Below are 15,866 nucleotides of genomic sequence, written 5' to 3'. Positions count from 1 at the left end.
GCGTTCGTCGCTGTAGCCGTACTGCTGGCCCGGCTCAGGACCATGCGGCGTAGGACGGCGCGGCCTCGGCGCCGGCAGCGGGCTCGTCGATCAGGCCGTAAACCGTGTTGCGCTGGCGCGGGATGCGGCCCATGCGGCGGATCATCGCCTGCAGCTCTTCGACCGAGGTGTACTCGCCGGCATCGGCGCCGGCTTCGCGCGAGATGCTCTCCTCCATCAGCGTGCCGCCGACGTCGTTGCAGCCGGCCGCGAGCGACAGCGTGGACAGCTCGTGGCCGAGTTTGACCCAGGAGGTCTGCAGGTTGTCGATCAGGCCGCGCAGCATCAGGCGGCTGGTGGCATACACGGCCAGGTCGAGCTGTCCCTGCGGGATCGGCTTGACCAGGCCCTCCGAGTACAGGCGCGTCTCCTGCCAGATGAAACGCAGCGGCACGAACTCGGTGAAGCCGCCGGTGCGCTGTTGGATGCTGCGCAGCAGGTCGACGTGCCGCGCAATGTGCATGGGCGTCTCCAGGTGCCCGTACATCACCGTCGACGTCGTCGGCACGCCAAGCTCGTGTGCCGTCGTGATGATGCGAACCCACGTGGCCACGTCCAGCTTCTTGTGGCTGAGGATCTCGCGCACGTCGTCGTCGAGGATCTCGGCGGCGGTGCCGGGAATGGTATCGAGGCCGCTGGCAACCAGCTCGCGGATGAACTCGGGATAGTCCATGCCGGCGCGGCGCGCGCCGTAGTAGATCTCCATCGGCGAGTAGGCGTGGATGTGCAGGCTCGGGAACTCGGCGCGGATGGCGCGCAGGAGCTGGAAGTAGCCGTCGGCCGGCATCTCGGGGTTGATGCCGCCCTGCATGCAGATTTCGGTGGCGCCGCGCTCGACGCCTTCGCGGATGCGCGCCAGCACCGTCTCGATGGGACGGTCGTAGGCCAGGGCGTCGCCCTTCAGGTGCGCGAACGCGCAGAACTTGCAGCCCACGAAGCAGATGTTGGTCCAGTTGACGTTGCGGTTGACGACGTAGGTGACCACGTCGCCGACGTCCTCGGCGCGGATGCGGTCGGCGGCGGCCACCAGGGCCGACAGCTCATTGCCGCGCAGCGTGAGCAGGTGCGCGCCTTCCTCGACGGTCGGACGGGTGCCTTCGAGCGCGCGCGCCAGGATTCCGGCGGTGTAGCCGTCGACGCTGGAAATGCGCCGCTCCAGGGGACGGTCGTCGAACAGCAGGTGGTCGACGCGGTCGGCGAACTCTTCGGTCTCATAGCTCATGACAAGCTCCTTGATCCTGCGTCGCACGGTTGCGGAATGCATCGATGAACGGCACCAGGGCCGGGTCGATGAAGCGGTCGTCGATGTACTCGCGGTAGACCGGCAGACGCGCCGCCAGCGCGTAGCCCTCGTCGCGGCAGACGGCTGCCAGGCGCGCGACGGCCGGCCAGGCGGCCTCCGGATTGACGTAGTCGATCGTCAGCGGCGAGATGCCGCCCCAGTCGTTGATCCCGGCGCGGATCAAATGATGCAGATTGCCGGGGGACAGGTTCGGCGGCGCCTGCAGGTTCATCTGCCGCCCGAGCACCAGACGCGCGATGGCGACCGTGCGCACCATCTCCTCGTCGCTGATCTCGGGAGCGCCCTCCATCTTCGTCGCTTCCTTGGCGCGGAAGTTCTGGACGATGATCTCCTGGATGTGCCCGTACTGCTCGTGCACGCGCCGCAGCGCCAGGAGCGAGGCGACGCGCTCGGCTTCGGTCTCGCCGATTCCGACGAGGATGCCCGAGGTGAACGCGATGCGGAGCTGGCCGGCCTCGGCAATCATCCTGATGCGCGGCGCCGGATCCTTGTCGGGCGCGTGGAAGTGCGGCATGCCGCGCCAGCGCAGTCGCGGGCTGATGTTCTCGAGCATCAGTCCCATGCTGACGTTGAGGGGGCGCAGCATCTCCATCTCGCTCTTCGAGAGCAGGCCGGCGTTGGTGTGCGGCAGCAGCCCTGCGGCAAGCGAGATGCGGCAGGCGATCGCGACGTATTCGGCCGTGGTGCGCGCGCCGTGGTCGGCAAGAAAGCTCTTGAAGCCGCGAAAGGCGATCTCGGGCTTGTCACCGAGACACATCAGAGCCTCGATGCAACCGAGCGCGCGGCCGCGCTGCGACCAGTCCGCGATCTCCTGCGGCGTCATCGTCCATTCGCCCGGATCGCCCGGGTCGCGGCGGAACGTGCAGTAGGTGCAGCGGTCGCGGCAGAGATTGGTGACGGGCAGGAAGACCTTCGGCGAATAGGTCAGCGTGCGTCCGTGGAAGGCGTCGCGCATCGCGCCGGCGATCTCGCACAGCGAGGCGAGATCATGCGGCGGGAGTTGCAGGAGAGCATAGGCATCGTCGTCGTCGAGCGGCTCGCCGCGGGCGGCCTTCTCGAGCGCGATGTCGGCTGGATTAGCCATGTCCGATGGTGAAGATCGCCGCGCCCGGATTCACGCTTTCGCTTCTACGTAGCCCCCCTCCGGTTGTCAAAATAGACTGCGGCGTGCATCGACGCGCCGAATCGAGACCAAAAGCAGCGTCGTTGCCGTAGTCCCCGGCGCCGACGTCGCCGAGCATGTGTGCGGAGCGCGGCACCTGCGCCCGCCGGTCGCTCGTCAGGCGCCGATCCGCGCAGCAGGCGGGGCCGAATCCGGACAGTCCAGGCCGAGCTTGTCCATGCGGTACTTCAGGATGCGCCGGGTCGTGCCGAGGAGCTCGGCCGCGCGCGTCTGGTTGTAGAACGTCTGCGACAGCGCCTGCGCGATGATCTCCCGCTCGAATTCGTCGACGGCGTCGGAGAGCGTCTTCAGTCCGGAGAGCACCTGCAGGGCGGTGTCGCGATTGCCGTCGCCGGTCAGCTCCATGCCCATGTCGCTCGGCAGGTGCTCGGTGGTCAGCACCGGGGAGTCGCCGCTGAGCACGAGCATGCGCTCGATGACGTTTTCGAGCTCCCGGACGTTGCCGGGCCAGGAATGCTGCAGCATGCGATCGGCGGTGGCGGCCGCGAGCTCCTTGCGGGGAATGCCGAGCTCCCGGCTCTTGCGCGTCAGGAAGTAGGCGATCAGGTGCGGGATGTCGTCGCGCCGCGCCCGCAGCGGCGGCAGCTCCACCGTCACCACGTTGAGCCGGAAGTAGAGGTCCTTGCGGAAGCGGCCGGCGGCAATGTTCTCGATGAGGTTGCGGTTGGTCGCGGCGACCACGCGCACGTCCACCTTCATCGGCCGCGGCGCACCCACGCGCTGGATCTCGCCCTCCTCCAGCACGCGCAGCAGCTTGGCCTGCAGCCCCGCGCTCATCTCCCCGATCTCGTCGAGGAAGATCGTGCCGGTATGCGCCAGCTCGAACTGTCCGACCTTCTTGTCGACGGCGTCGGTGAAGGAGCCGCGCTCGTGACCGAACAGCTCGCTCTCCAGGAGGTTGTCGGGAATCGCCGCGCAGTTCAGCGTCACCAGCGGCCGGCTGGCGCGCGGGCTGTGATAGTGCAGGGCGCGAGCGATCAGCTCCTTGCCGGTGCCCGACTCGCCCGTGATCAGCACCGTCGATTTCATCGGCGCCACTGCCGCCACGGTCTTGAACACCTTCTGCATGGGCTCGGACTGCCCGACGATGTTGGAGAAGCTGTAGCGCTGGCCGACCGCCTCGCGCAGCACCTCGACTTCCTGCTTCAGCCGCGCGTTCTCGGTGGCGCGCTCGGCCACCAGGCGCAGTTCCTCGATGTCGAAGGGCTTGGTCAGATAGTCGAAGGCGCCGAGCTTCATCGCCGTGACGGCCGTCTTGACGGTCTTGGTCGCCGTCAGCATCACCACCGCCACGCGCGTGTCCCTGGCGCGGATGCGCTCGAGCGTCTCCAGGCCATCGATGCCCGGCATCAGCACGTCCAGGAAGATCAGGTCGCAGGAGCGGCCGCCGAGAAATTCGAGCGCCGCTTCGCCGGATGCCACGGCCACGGGCTCGTAGGCATCCTTCAGGACCATTCTTACCGACTCACGAACTCCGGCTTCGTCGTCGACGATCAGCACTACCGGCTTGGTCGCCATGTCTCTGCTCCTCCGCCTCTACCGCCTTCCACACCACGCGCAGCTCCTCGCCGCTCGCGCTGACATCCACATCTCCACCGCTTCGCCGCGCGACCTCGCGCGCCAGCGCCAGACGCCATGGCAGCGCCTGGCCGCGAACCCACTTGCCGAGCTTCTCCACCGCCGCCGTCCCCAGCGGCACGCGCAGCTCCAGCGCCGCGCCGGGCGTCGTATCCAGCCACGCCTGCTCGCCGGCGGCGATTCGCGCGCGCGCTTCCTCGAGCATCGCCTCGGCCATGAAGCGCGCGTGATGCGGATCGACGCGAGCCCACAATGCGCGCCGCGCTCCCACTTCCACGTCGATGCCGGCGCTCTGGATCGCCTCCGACATGACCGCAATCAGATCGACTGCCGCAGGATTGCCGTCGGGCAGATCGGAGTAGCGCTGCAGCAGGTCGAGATGATCGTCGATGCGGGTGCACGCCTGCGCAGCCAGCCGCGCCAGCTCGGCGTCCTCACCGCCGCCGGCCACCGCGCCGGCCGCCGCCAGCGATGCGAACGTCTTGAGAGTGGCCATCGGATTGCGCAGGTCGTGGGCGAGGCCCGCCAGCACCGGCTCGATGGCCGTCGCCGCCGCGGCTGCGGCGTTGCCCTGCGAAGCCGCGACCGTCTCGCTCGCGTCTTCCTGTTTTCGTGCGGCCGTCGGCAGCGCCACCACCACGCCGGCGCGCGGCACCGGCACCGAAGCCGGCAGCTCGGCCGGCGACAGGGCAGGCGAGAAGACGAGATCCCCCGCCTCGATCATGCACACGCCCTCGCCGGCGGTGGCGGCGCGAGCGAGGACGCTGCGTGCGATGACGCCTTCGAGCTCGCTGACGTTGCCAGGCCACGGATACAGCTCCAGGCGCTCCACGGCCGACGGTGCCAGGCGCACGCGCATGCCGGCGAAGGCCTTGCCCGCGGTGGCCGAGGCCATGGCGGCGGCCAGCGGTGCGATGTCTGCGCGTCGCTCGCGCAATGCCGGGAGCCGCACGCAGACTCGCGCCAGCAGATGATACAGGCGCCGCGACATCGCGCCGCCCACCACGGCCTCGGCCGGATCGTCGGCGGAGGTGGCGATGACGCAGCGGTCGGGGTTGCGCGCCAGATACGTCTCCAGACGCTTCTGCTCGGACAGCGCGCGCGTCTCGACGTCGGGCACGAAAAGCGCGGCGCTCGCGGCGCGACAACCGGCCAGCGCTTCCTCGAGCGACTGCCCGGCAAACCAGGTGACGAGCTCGAGCGCCGGCTGATGGCGGCGCGCGAACGCAATGGCGACCTGCTCGCGGCCGCTGCCCATCTCGCCCACGATCCACAGCGACGTCGCCATGCGGCGTGCTGCCGCCATCGTGGCCGCGGCAGCCGCCGGCAGCAGCGGCGGCGTCAGCCAGTCCAGCGTCGGAACGCTGTCGGTGCTTCGTCGCGGTCCGGGGGGAGGAGGAATCGGGCTCGGCTCGGCGCTTTCGATGGCGCTGATCAGAAGGCCGCGCATCTTCAGGCGCAGCTCGAAGAGATCGAAGGGTTTGCGCAGCACGGCCACGGCGGCGGCGTCGTAGAGCCCTTCGGCGACGTACATGCGCCTGTCGACCAGCAGCAGGACCGGAACGCGCCCCTCCAGGCCGGCCAGCGCGCCGCGATCGACGGGCCCGGTGCTGTTGTAGTCGACGATGGCCAGATCGACGCCGTCGGGAACGGCAGACAACGAGCACGCAACGAGCTCGTGACCGGCGGCTACGGCCTCCACGGCCGTAGCCGTCCCGGCACCCGCCTCTACGAGCGCGATCCTAGCCATGGATCCCAACGCCGCCGATCACAGTGTCGACGGCCGCCGCAATAGGGAGCTCGACGCTGAAGCACGCGCCGGCGCCGGGCGTGGTGGAGACGCCGATGCGTCCGCCGTGGTCTTCGACGATGCGCTTGACCAGCGCCAGGCCCAGCCCGGTGCCTTCGCTGCGAGTGGTGAAGAAGGGCTCGAAGACCCGCGCCGCAACCTCGGCGGCCATTCCCGGCCCGTCGTCCCGCACCCGGATGCAGGTCAGGTGCGGCGCGCGATCGCTGCGGCCGGCGCTGACGACCACGCGCCCGCGTCCGTTGCACGCCTGGATCGCATTGACGATCAGGTTCAGCACGATCTGGCGCAGCCGGTCCTCTTCGATGGCTGCGGCTCCCAGGCCGACTTCGAGTTCCAGATCGAGCGCGACGCCGGCGCTGCGCGCCTGGTTGCGCAGGAGTGCGCACGTCCGCTCCAGGCACTCGGCGATATCGACGGCCTCGGCGGCGTCGCCGCCGGCGGCCGGGCGCGCGAAGCTCAGCAGCTCGCCCACCAGCGCGGTGATGCGGTCGATCTCGGCCAGCGTCAGATCGAGAAACCCTGAGCGGAATTCCTCGTCTCCGTACCGCTCCGGAAGAAGCTGCGTGAAGGTGCGGATGGAAACGAGGGGATTGCGGATCTCGTGCGCCAGGCCCGCGGCCATCTCCCCGACCGCCGCCAGGCGCTCCTGGCGCGTGGCCAGGCTGCGCAGCTTTTCCACTTCCGACTGCAGGCTCTGCTGCCCGGCCACGGCGGCAATGCGCGCGCCGATGCGCGAGCACAGCTCGAGGTCCTCCTCGGCATACGGGCTGCGGTCCTGGCGCGGCCCCAGGGCCAGCACCCCACGCACCTCGGCGCCGAGCGTCAGCGGGAAGCACACCTCGAAGGCTGCGGCCGTCATGGCCAGGGCAACGTCGGCCAGGCCGGCGCCGCCGACGTCGCTGCGAACCAGCGCTCGGGGCCTCGCGATGAAGGAGAGCGGCGCGCGCGACAGCGCCTGCTGCAGAGCGTGCAGATCGGTGCTGACGGCCAGATCGCCGCAGCGGAAATCGCCCGATTCCATGCGATAGACCAGGCCGGCGTAGGACGGGCGCAGCGCCAGGCGCAGCACGTCGATGGCCGCGCGGCCGAAGTCATGCGCCGTCGGTGAGTCGGTCAGCGCGCGATCCAGGGCATAGGCGAGATCGGCGTAGCGGGACTCGAAGCGGCGCCGCGGCTTCACGGCGCACCCCGGCGACCGCAGAGGCGATGGCCGCCGCCCGCTTGTGCGCACACGAATTGTATTGCCGAGCCGAGCCGGCCAGAGCCTCGCCGCATCCACACCTCCGCCGCCCGCCACCCTGCTGCATGAGCAGGCGCTCCGGCGACCCAACGTGAGGAGGATACAGGCTGCGCGTTCCTGTGGTCAACTTTGTACGGCACCAGTGCGCACAAAGATTCGCCGGACGGTCACGCCGCCGATCAGGATCAGCCCGAGCGCAGTCAGCCAGATGCCGCCGCGAAGGACGACGCGGTAGTACTCGTACTTGGTAAAGGCGCTGTCGAAGAGCAGTTGCGCATCGGTTGCCGGATCGAGGATGGCCGCCGTTCCCTGCGTCATGCGTCGCGCGCTGTCGCCGGCGATGGCCACGGCGGCGTGCTTCTTGGCGCGGTACTCGGGCAGCTTGGAAAGGCCCAGCAGCGTGTTGCCGATACCCAGCGCCAGCAGCGAGGCGCCGACGATCAGCATCAGATTGGAGTGGGCCCGCGCCATGTCCGGAAATGGGGCCAGGAGCGTGTTCCTTGCAAGTTGAGGCCCGGGGACCGGCTGGCTATGGTCGGCCGATGCGGTCCGAGGTCGCCCATCCCAACATCGTGGCCGATCCTCGCGTGGAGCATTGGGGGCGCCTCGAGTACGCAGCGGCCCTGGCTCGCCAGCTCGAGCTTCACGAGCGCCGCCTGCGCGGACAGGTTCCGGACACGCTGGTCGTCGTCGAGCATCCGCCGACGATCACGCTCGGCCGTCACGCGCCCGCCACCGACGTGTTGGCCGATCCCTCCGAGCTTCACCGCCGCGGCATCACCATTGCGCGCAGCGATCGGGGAGGGCGGGCCACCTACCACGGCCCGGGCCAGGTCGTGATGTATCCGATCGTATCGATCGAGGAGCTCGGGGTCGGCGTCAAGGACTGGGTCTGCCTGCTCGAAGGCGCGCTGCTCGACACGCTCCGCGACTACGGCATCGTCGGCGAGCGTCATCCCGGAACGGCAGGGATCTGGACGGGCGGCGGCAAGATCGCGTCCATAGGATTGCGCATCGCGCGCGGCGTCAGCTACCACGGCGTGGCGCTCAACGTCGGTTTGGATGCTTCGGTCTTCGACTGTATCGTCACCTGCGGCGTCGGCGGCGAGCGCGTCACCACGATCTCGGCCACCACAGGCGCCACCGTGCCCTGCGACCAAGCCTCCGAGCGGCTGACCGCGCACACGATCCGTCGCATGCGCCAGCGCCAAGCGGACTGCCGCGCATAGGTACTCAGCGATTCGGGATTGACGAAGGTCATCGATGTCCACGCGCAACCGCGATCCACACGCGCTCGCCGAAGCCACGCTCGCCGGCGACCGCGTGGCACTGGCCCGCCTCATCACGCTGGTCGAGAACCGCGCCGCGCACACCGCCGAGGTGATGTCGCGCATCTACAAGCACTGCGGTCATGCCTTCACGATCGGCCTGACCGGCCCGCCCGGCGCCGGCAAGTCCACCATGACGAGCGCGATCATCGGCCACTGCCGCGAGCGAGGGCTGACCGTCGGCGTCGTGGCCATCGATCCTTCCAGTCCGTTCTCCGGCGGTTCGGTGCTCGGCGACCGCATTCGCATGCAGCGCCATTTCCTCGACGAAGGCGTCTTCATTCGCAGCCTTTCCACGCGCGGCAGCCACGGCGGCCTGACGCGCTCGGGACGCGACGTGGCTCGGCTGATGGACGCTTCGGGCAAGGATGTCGTCATCATCGAGACCGTTGGCGTGGGCCAGACCGAGCTCGACATCATGGAAGTCGCCGATACCGTCGTCGTGATCCTGGTGCCCGAGGCCGGGGACACGGTGCAGGTGATGAAAGCCGGCCTGCTCGAGATCGCCGACGTCTTCGTGGTGAACAAGGCCGACCGCGAAGGCGCCACGCGGATGCGCACCGAGCTCGAGATGATGCTGGCGCTGAAGAGCGCGGACGATTCGAACGCATGGAAAGTGCCGGTGCTGCTGACCAAGGCGTCGGCGGGCGAAGGAACCGAGGCCGTGCTCGACGCGGCGATGACGCACCGAGAGTTTCGCAAGGAGCATCCGCAGCGCGACGTCGTTGCGCGGCGGCTGCGCGCCGAGGTCTTCGAGATCTGCGAAGAGGAAGTGATGCGACGGCTGCGCAGCGGCGCCGCGAACGAAGCGGTGCAAACGACGCTCGCGCGCGTGTCCGCGGGCGAGCAGGACCCTTACCATGCGGCGCTCGAGATTCTCGGCGACCGCGAGCGGCTGGCGCAGATGCTGGCAGGGAAGAACGGCGTCGGGTCCTGAATCAAACGGTCCACATCGTGGCGGGGAGCCATATCGATGCTGCGGGCCGGGCGTCGCGGGCAGGCATTCGTTCCTGCGCGCGCGACGGCAGGCAGCCAATGCGCAAGGGCGGCGGCACGCGACGCCGCACTCGCGCGGAAACGTTTGACATCCAGCGCCGCGGTGGCGAGAAAACGCGGCTTTGTGGCGATGTAGCTCAGGCGGTTAGAGCGAGGGCCTCATAATCCCTAGGTCGGTGGTTCGAGTCCACCCATCGCCACTCGCTTTCCACTCCGTATTCCGCAGCTTCCGTGACGACGTCCGCCGCTACAGAACGGAGCAGCCGCAAGCCCGGAGCGGATGCTTGAAGGACTGCCGTCGATCTCGTCTCGGGTGCCCGCCGACCAAAACGGTCCGGCACACGAGGCGTCAGCGCGTTCAGCAGAGACATTTTTGCGGACACTGCCCCGCGACGGCTTCGTCCTGACACTGCTCACGCGTTACGCCGATACAGTAACCTTCGTCCTGGTGACCAGCGCTGCAGTTGTAGTTCTCGCACGCATTGCCCGAAATCTTTGGCGGGCACTCACACACGCACAGGTCGTGCACGAACGTACCTCCGTTCCTGCATGGAAACGGGATGCACTCGGCGCTCGTCGTGCTGGTCACCGAAGTCGTAGGGGCCTTGATCGTGGTGCCTGTTTCCACGGTCGTCGTCACGATGATGGTCGTCGTGGTCGCCGGCAGCGTCGTCGTCGTGGTCGACGTCGTCGTGGTCGTCGTCGTCACCGATGTCGTTGTGGTCGTCGTCGTCGTCGTGGTCGTCGTCGTCGTGGTCGGCGGGGCCGTGGTCGTTGTCGTGGACGGCGGTGCCGTGGTCGTGCTCGAAAGCGTCGTGCTCGTCGTTGTCGTCGCGAACGATCCCAGCTGCGTTGGGACGCAGAGCTTGCGATATTCGGTGTCACGCCGAATCCCGATTGCGCCCGCGCCGAACTGCGTGGTCACACTGAGATCGAGATCGTCGTTCTCCGTGCATTCGAGGAAGTAGCAGGCATAGAGGTTGGACAGGGCCTGCCCGGCCGGCGCCTGCCTCGGCGCCTTGTCGACCGGCACGCAAAGCTGGCGTGGACGCGGATTGCGCACCGGCAGCAGGCGGCAGCCTTCATCGACCGCGAACGGCGGTATATCCGATGGCGTCAGCGTAAGAGTCTCCGAGGCATGGCCGGTATTCACCGTCCATTGGTCGCCTCGCGCGCGCAGCCGGTAACATTCAAGGTGATCGTAAGGCTGGGCGATGGCGGTGGCGGGAAACGCGGCAGCCGCGACAACCAGAACCGCAGCGACGCGGACCAGCGGCCGAATCCTGCCTCGCGAGATTCGGCAGCGAGTGAAGTCGTCCATTTCCAATCTCGCGCCGTTCATCGCAGTGCCCCTTCAATCGGGACGCACAGCGATCGGACCGTCTTCTTTCGACGGGTTGCTGCTTGCCGCAGCGTGGCCGTGCCCGAGCCGAACTGGTTGGTCAGTGTGATGTCTTGATGTCCGGATGGAGCCGGACACACCATCGCATAGCACGCGAGACGGTTGGTCAGGTTCGGTCCGGCGGGCGCTTCGCTCGGGGACTTGACGACTGGCGTGCAGATTTCCGTGGGCTGTGTGCCCTTGATCCGGCAGCCTGAGTGATCGGAGAAGTTTCCCGCGAACCGCGGATCGGGCGTGAGCGACAGAACGTCGAGAAGGTGAGCATTTGCCGACCAAGCTCCACGCCGGAGCTCCCGCGTTCGGTAGCACTCGAGATGATCGTATTCTTGCGCTTCGCCCGTGCTCGGTCGCGCACACAAGACGACAGCGACCCATGCCGCCGCCGCCAGCCACGATTTGCCTGGTTTGGTCACGAAACCTCTCCCGAATAACGTCGTTTTTGCGCCAGTCACGCGGTTGCCCCCCATGTGGATTTGCCCGCATGTCCGCCGTGTGTCAACACCCGCGGCGTGCCGACCGGCAGGTCGGCGTTGCCCATCGGCCGCACCCCGCCTATAGGCCGGCTGTACTGGAGTTCCGTCCGCCATCGGGCGGACGCGTCGGCAATGGCCGCCGCGCATCGCAGGATCGGGCCGCGGCGAGTCCGCCTGCGCTACGGCCGCCGCGACGACGCCCGCCGCGGCGATCGCGGCGGTTCCCGGCCCGCTGCCGGATTCAATCTTGGAACGTCAAGGTGGCTAGTACCGCGCCGATCGTTCCGGTCAGCGCGCGCGCAGCGCCATGGGCGACGGCCAGCACCAATCGTCCGTGGTGCCGCCTCCGCCGTTCTCACCGCCTGCGGGACCCGTCGGATACCACGGGCACGGATCCCAGCAGTCGTCGGTGCCGTCGCCGTCCTGATCGGTCTGGCACGGGTCGCTGCAGGCGTTGCTGATGTCATCGGGGCAGGGGTCCTGACAATCGGCCGTGCCGTCCTCGTCGCTGTCCTTGGATTCAGCGGGATCGTACGGGCAAGGGTCTTCGCAGTCGGTGGTGCCGTCGCCGTCGGAGTCGTAGTGGCACGGATCGATGCAGTGATTTTCTGCGTCGCCGGTGCACGGGTCGTAGCAGTCGGCCCAGCCGTCGCCGTCGTCATCGGCATTGTTGGCATCGTAGGGGCACGGGTCCTCGCAGTCACCGACCTGATCGCCGTCCGAGTCCTGCTTGCATGGGTCGGCGCATGCGTTGTCGGTCTCGCCGGGGCACGGATCGTAGCAATCGGGATAGCCGTCGTTGTCGTCGTCGGCGGTGTTCGGGTCGCAGGGGCAGGGGTCTTCGCAGTCGCCGAGACCGTCCTCATCCGAATCGTAGGAACACGGGTCGGAGCACAGGCCGTAGACGGGATAGCCGCCCGGGCTCGGCGGCATGCCCGGCTCGGGCCCGGCGTCGCCGTCCTCGTCGCCCCGCTCGCTACGCTGCAGATAGTCGAGCTGGCTGGCCAGACGCGCGACCTCGCCGCGCAACTTGGCGACCTCGGCGCGCAGGAGCTTTCGTCGCGGCACCGGCGGCTCGTCCTGGGCGACCGCGAATGCCGACAGGCCGACGCAGGAGACAAGGGCGAGAACCAGCGAGAAGCGGCCAAGATTACGGTGCGTGCGGGCCATGACGTGCCTCCGGCGCAGACTGCGACCACGCCTGTGAATCTGTGGATGCACTAGCGTAGGCCCTCCTCATCCGGCTCTGTCAAGCACCGCGACGACGACGCCCGCGCGCTGGCCGCGCCCGCGCCGCCGCCAGCGATGCGCGCACGTCAGCCAGACGCGCGCGTATCTCCTGGATGTTCGGAGCAGCGTTTCCTTGCGTCGCATGCCCGGAACTTCGTTGACAGCCCTGCGGCGGCGCGAAACATTGGCGCTCGGAGGGAGGGACCCCACATGAGGATTCATCGTACGGCCGCGTGGCTTGCCACGGCGGCCTTTCTGTTCGTCTGCACTCCGGCGGCGCATGCACAGGTGCGAGCCCGCAGCGTCTACGTCGACTGCCAGGAAGCCTTCCTGAAGAACTCGGCGACGCTTCTGAAGAAGCGCATCGACTCGCTGCTGAAATGCTCCGACAAGCTGCTCGCATGCGCTCTGGAGGAGGAGCTGTCGGGAGGCAGCTTCGAGGCATGCAGCGGGCCGGCCGTCGCCTACTGCAGCAACACGCTCGACAAGCTCGATGAGGGAGAGGCGGCCGTGGGCGAGAAGATCGCCGGCTCGTGCCAGCAGGTTCGCCCCTATGACTATTCCACCAGCGTCGGCCTCGGCTTTCGCCGCCTGCTGGACTCCTGCGGCGCCATCACCAACCGCGCTCAGGCGATCGCCTGCGTGATGTCGCGTCTGCGCTGCCGCGCGGCCGACTTCGCCGAGGACCTCTCTCCGCGCATGTTCGAGCTGATGGACCGCGCCGGCCTGACCGGCACGCATCCGCAGGCCACCTCCTGCCTGAGCGTCCGTCCCGATTCCCCGGCCACCAGCGGGGATCCGGCGGCGCTGGCGGCGTGCCAGCGCGGGCTGGCCAAGACGATGTTCAAGCCCTTCGGGAAGCTGCCCAAGGACATGGCGCCGTGCCTCGGCAGCCTGTTCGAGTGCCGCCTGACCGGCGACCGCGTCATCACGCAGCTCCCGCAGCCGCCTTCCTGCTACGTCAACGACGACAGCTCCAAGGCATGCCCCAAAGCTCATGGCAAAGTCTCGGCAGCCATCGGCTCCGCGTCGCTGACCAAGGCCGCCGGCTACTGCGAGGGGGTCACGGTCGAGCAGATGCTGGGCGGGCTCGGTTTTGGCGCGCACTGCGGGGGCTCGCTGACCATCGGCGGCGCGATCACCTGCGCTCAGGACGCGGCCGAGCAGGCGATGTTCTACGCCATCGACGAGATCGCGCCGCGCACCTGCCAGCTCGGCAACGAGTCGCCGTGGTCGCTGTTCAACATCGCGGACTTCTGCACGCCCGAGTGCGGCAACAACGTCGTCGATGCCGGCGAAGCCTGCGACGACGGCAACCGCGTCAACGAGGACACCTGCACGAATACGTGTCAGATCGGGCCGACCGACTCGCAGTCGGTCAGCATCCCGAGCTCGGCCGATCCCGCTCACACTCCCGACGGCACGCCGGCCAACGCGGTGGAGGTCGGCGGCTCGCTGTACCGCCAGTTCGGCAGCACGATCTTCAACCTCAACAATGCGTCCTACGTGCGCTACTTCGCGCCGGGCGCGGGCGATCCGGATGCTGTCCTGGTGCTCGTTCCAGGCTTCGCCGGCGGAGCGCATTCGCTGAAGATCGTCGCGGAAAAGATGGTGGCCAAGGCCGCGGCCGACGGGAACATCGTGCTCGAGGTGTGGGCGTTCGATCGCCGCACCGACCAGCTCGAAGACGATGCGGGCGCGCATTTCGCCGAGCTCGAGGACGATCCGCAGCTCGCGCTGGACTGGTACTTCGGCCAGGAGCTCGGGCTGACGCTCGATGACCGTCTCAGCCGCCGCGCGGTGTTCCATGAGGGGCAGGACATCCCCTTCATCGCCAACTTCACCTACAACATGTTCATCCACGACATCGATGCCGTCATCGATGCGGCGCGCGCGCTGCCGAGCAGTCCCAACGTCTTCCTCGGCGGCCACTCGCTGGGAACGCTGTTCAGCGCGCGCTACGCGGCCACCGACCTCGATCCGGGGGTGCCGGTGGTACCGGGATACGAGAAGGTCGACGGCCTGGTGCTGTTCGAGGGCAATGGCGACTCGCTGCCGCTCGGGCCGCCTAGCGACGACGCGCTCGACTTCGTCATCGCCAAGGCCGACGGCGGCCTCTATCACGCGATCCGCACCGGCGCGGCCAGCTGCTACGACGGCACGCCTTGTCCTAACGGCGATTCCGACTGCGCCGCGCTGCCGCTTGCCGCGGGCGCGTTGACCAACAAGTGCGTTCCGCCGGTGGATGCTTTCGCCGGCGGCGTCATCTCACCGCAGATTCACGCCGTCGGCGACGCCGTCAGCCTGCAGGGTCGGCGCCATCCCGATTCGCTCTCGATCGCGCAGGTGGACTACGGCTCGGGCTCCGCCGTCGAACTGGTGCCCGGTCTTGCGCTGCTCGACCTGCTGCCGGCCGGCAGCGCCGAGGCCACCGTGGGCTTCTTCCTCGACGACGATTACTCGCCCGAGGTCTCGTTCATGTCGTCGATGGGCTTTTCGGACAACGGGCCGAACCTCAACTTCGGCACGTTCCTGCTCGCCGCCGCCTCCACGACCGACCCGTACCGCTACTGGAAGGGCATCGACTGGCCGATGCCGCCTCTGGCGGTGCCGGACAACGGCGCGCCGGGCAGCACCTTCGACGTCAACGGACAGGAGAAGGAGATCTCGCGCATGGAGAGCGTGCTGACGATGGTGCGCACCGGCGACCGCAACATCGGTGACTGGTACTTCGCGTCCTCGGGCCTCGGCGTCACGGCCGAGCTGATCGTCGGCACCGGCGGCTTTACCGGCGGCCTGGATTCCTCGGCACTGTCGGTCGGCCGCGGCCGGCCCGACATCGAGAACCTGACCGAAGGCGCGGACATCGACATTCCGGTCATCGCCTTCGGCGGCAGCAATGGCATCTCGCCGACGATGGCGGCGTGGGAGCCGTTCGCGCTCAGCATCGCGCCATGCACGGCGGCCAGCTGCAGCGGCGGCCCGCGCGTCGTCATGACCGATGCGATCGACACGATCTACGGCGGCGTCGCGGGCGGCTTCGAGGCCTATGTCAGCGAGGGCTACGCGCACATCGACGTCGTCTCGGCCGAAGACGACCCGTCGCACAACCAGGTCTACGACCCGCTGCTGGCCTTCCTCATCCGCAACACCAACTGACGGCACGACGGCACGGGGTCAGTCTTGCTCAGGAGCATTTTCCGCACTGCGTCGAAGTGCTCGATCGGAAGACCTGACCCCGTTCCTGCTGGCATTCGGTTTGCTTTCGTTGGCGCGAGGTTCCG

The 15,866-nt window shown here is 68.3% G+C and carries 11 protein-coding genes and 1 tRNA gene; 4 read left to right on the top strand and 8 right to left on the bottom strand.

Features of this window, described 5'->3' with window-relative positions:
• Nucleotides 1-34: 34 nt before the first annotated feature.
• The 6 genes from cofH to VEC57_01050 form a co-directional block, all read right to left on the bottom strand.
• Nucleotides 35-1,261, bottom strand: a complete 1,227-nt coding sequence (cofH, locus tag VEC57_01075; protein ID HYB97702.1) for a 5-amino-6-(D-ribitylamino)uracil--L-tyrosine 4-hydroxyphenyl transferase CofH — start codon at nucleotides 1,259-1,261, stop codon at nucleotides 35-37.
• Nucleotides 1,251-2,426, bottom strand: a complete 1,176-nt coding sequence (gene cofG / locus VEC57_01070; protein HYB97701.1) for a 7,8-didemethyl-8-hydroxy-5-deazariboflavin synthase CofG — start codon at nucleotides 2,424-2,426, stop codon at nucleotides 1,251-1,253. The genes cofH and cofG overlap by 11 nt, the downstream gene beginning before the upstream one ends.
• Nucleotides 2,427-2,621: 195 nt before the next feature.
• Entirely contained in the window at nucleotides 2,622-4,043 is a 1,422-nt protein-coding gene (locus tag VEC57_01065) for a sigma-54 dependent transcriptional regulator (protein ID HYB97700.1), read from the bottom strand.
• The gene (locus VEC57_01060; protein ID HYB97699.1) at nucleotides 3,991-5,853 is read right to left on the bottom strand and encodes a hypothetical protein; all 1,863 of its coding nucleotides are present in this window, start codon (nucleotides 5,851-5,853) and stop codon (nucleotides 3,991-3,993) included. Before VEC57_01060 ends, VEC57_01065 begins: the two co-directional genes overlap by 53 nt.
• Nucleotides 5,846-7,093 carry an ATP-binding protein gene (locus VEC57_01055; GenBank protein ID HYB97698.1) on the bottom strand — a complete coding sequence of 416 codons (1,248 nt, stop codon included), beginning with the start codon at nucleotides 7,091-7,093 and terminating at the stop codon, nucleotides 5,846-5,848. Before VEC57_01055 ends, VEC57_01060 begins: the two co-directional genes overlap by 8 nt.
• Before the next feature lie 183 nt (nucleotides 7,094-7,276).
• Nucleotides 7,277-7,624, bottom strand: coding sequence for a hypothetical protein (locus VEC57_01050; protein HYB97697.1), 348 nt, complete (start codon nucleotides 7,622-7,624; stop codon nucleotides 7,277-7,279).
• A 71-nt stretch (nucleotides 7,625-7,695) separates the two neighbouring features.
• Between VEC57_01050 and lipB the strand changes: the two genes are divergently transcribed.
• The 3 genes from lipB to VEC57_01035 all read left to right on the top strand — a co-directional run bounded on the left by lipB (nucleotide 7,696) and on the right by VEC57_01035 (nucleotide 9,677).
• On the top strand, nucleotides 7,696-8,382 hold the full coding sequence (lipB, locus tag VEC57_01045; protein HYB97696.1) for a lipoyl(octanoyl) transferase LipB: 687 nt from the start codon (nucleotides 7,696-7,698) through the stop codon (nucleotides 8,380-8,382).
• Between the two features lie 34 nt (nucleotides 8,383-8,416).
• The gene (gene meaB, locus VEC57_01040; GenBank protein HYB97695.1) at nucleotides 8,417-9,418 is read left to right on the top strand and encodes a methylmalonyl Co-A mutase-associated GTPase MeaB; all 1,002 of its coding nucleotides are present in this window, start codon (nucleotides 8,417-8,419) and stop codon (nucleotides 9,416-9,418) included.
• Between the two features lie 185 nt (nucleotides 9,419-9,603).
• Nucleotides 9,604-9,677 (top strand) — tRNA-Met (locus VEC57_01035).
• A gap of 158 nt (nucleotides 9,678-9,835) precedes the next feature.
• On the opposite strand, the gene VEC57_01030 is transcribed toward VEC57_01035, so the two are convergent.
• Together VEC57_01030 and VEC57_01025 are read right to left on the bottom strand one after the other, a co-directional pair.
• Complete coding sequence (locus VEC57_01030; protein HYB97694.1) at nucleotides 9,836-10,798, bottom strand: hypothetical protein; 963 nt, start codon at nucleotides 10,796-10,798, stop codon at nucleotides 9,836-9,838.
• A gap of 842 nt (nucleotides 10,799-11,640) precedes the next feature.
• A complete protein-coding gene (locus tag VEC57_01025; protein ID HYB97693.1) occupies nucleotides 11,641-12,522 on the bottom strand; it encodes a hypothetical protein in 882 nt (293 codons plus the stop codon).
• 270 nt (nucleotides 12,523-12,792) lie between these two features.
• Here VEC57_01025 and VEC57_01020 point away from each other — a divergent pair, with 270 nt between their 5' ends.
• Nucleotides 12,793-15,741, top strand: a complete 2,949-nt coding sequence (locus VEC57_01020; GenBank protein HYB97692.1) for a hypothetical protein — start codon at nucleotides 12,793-12,795, stop codon at nucleotides 15,739-15,741.
• The last annotated feature ends 125 nt before the right edge of the window (nucleotides 15,742-15,866 follow it).

Source organism: Candidatus Limnocylindrales bacterium, from assembly GCA_035626395.1.
Taxonomy (GTDB): domain Bacteria; phylum Desulfobacterota; class Binatia; order UBA1149; family CAITLU01; genus DASPNH01.
Note: the sequence above shows the minus strand (reverse complement) of the source record. Positions and strands in the feature narration are given on the sequence as shown.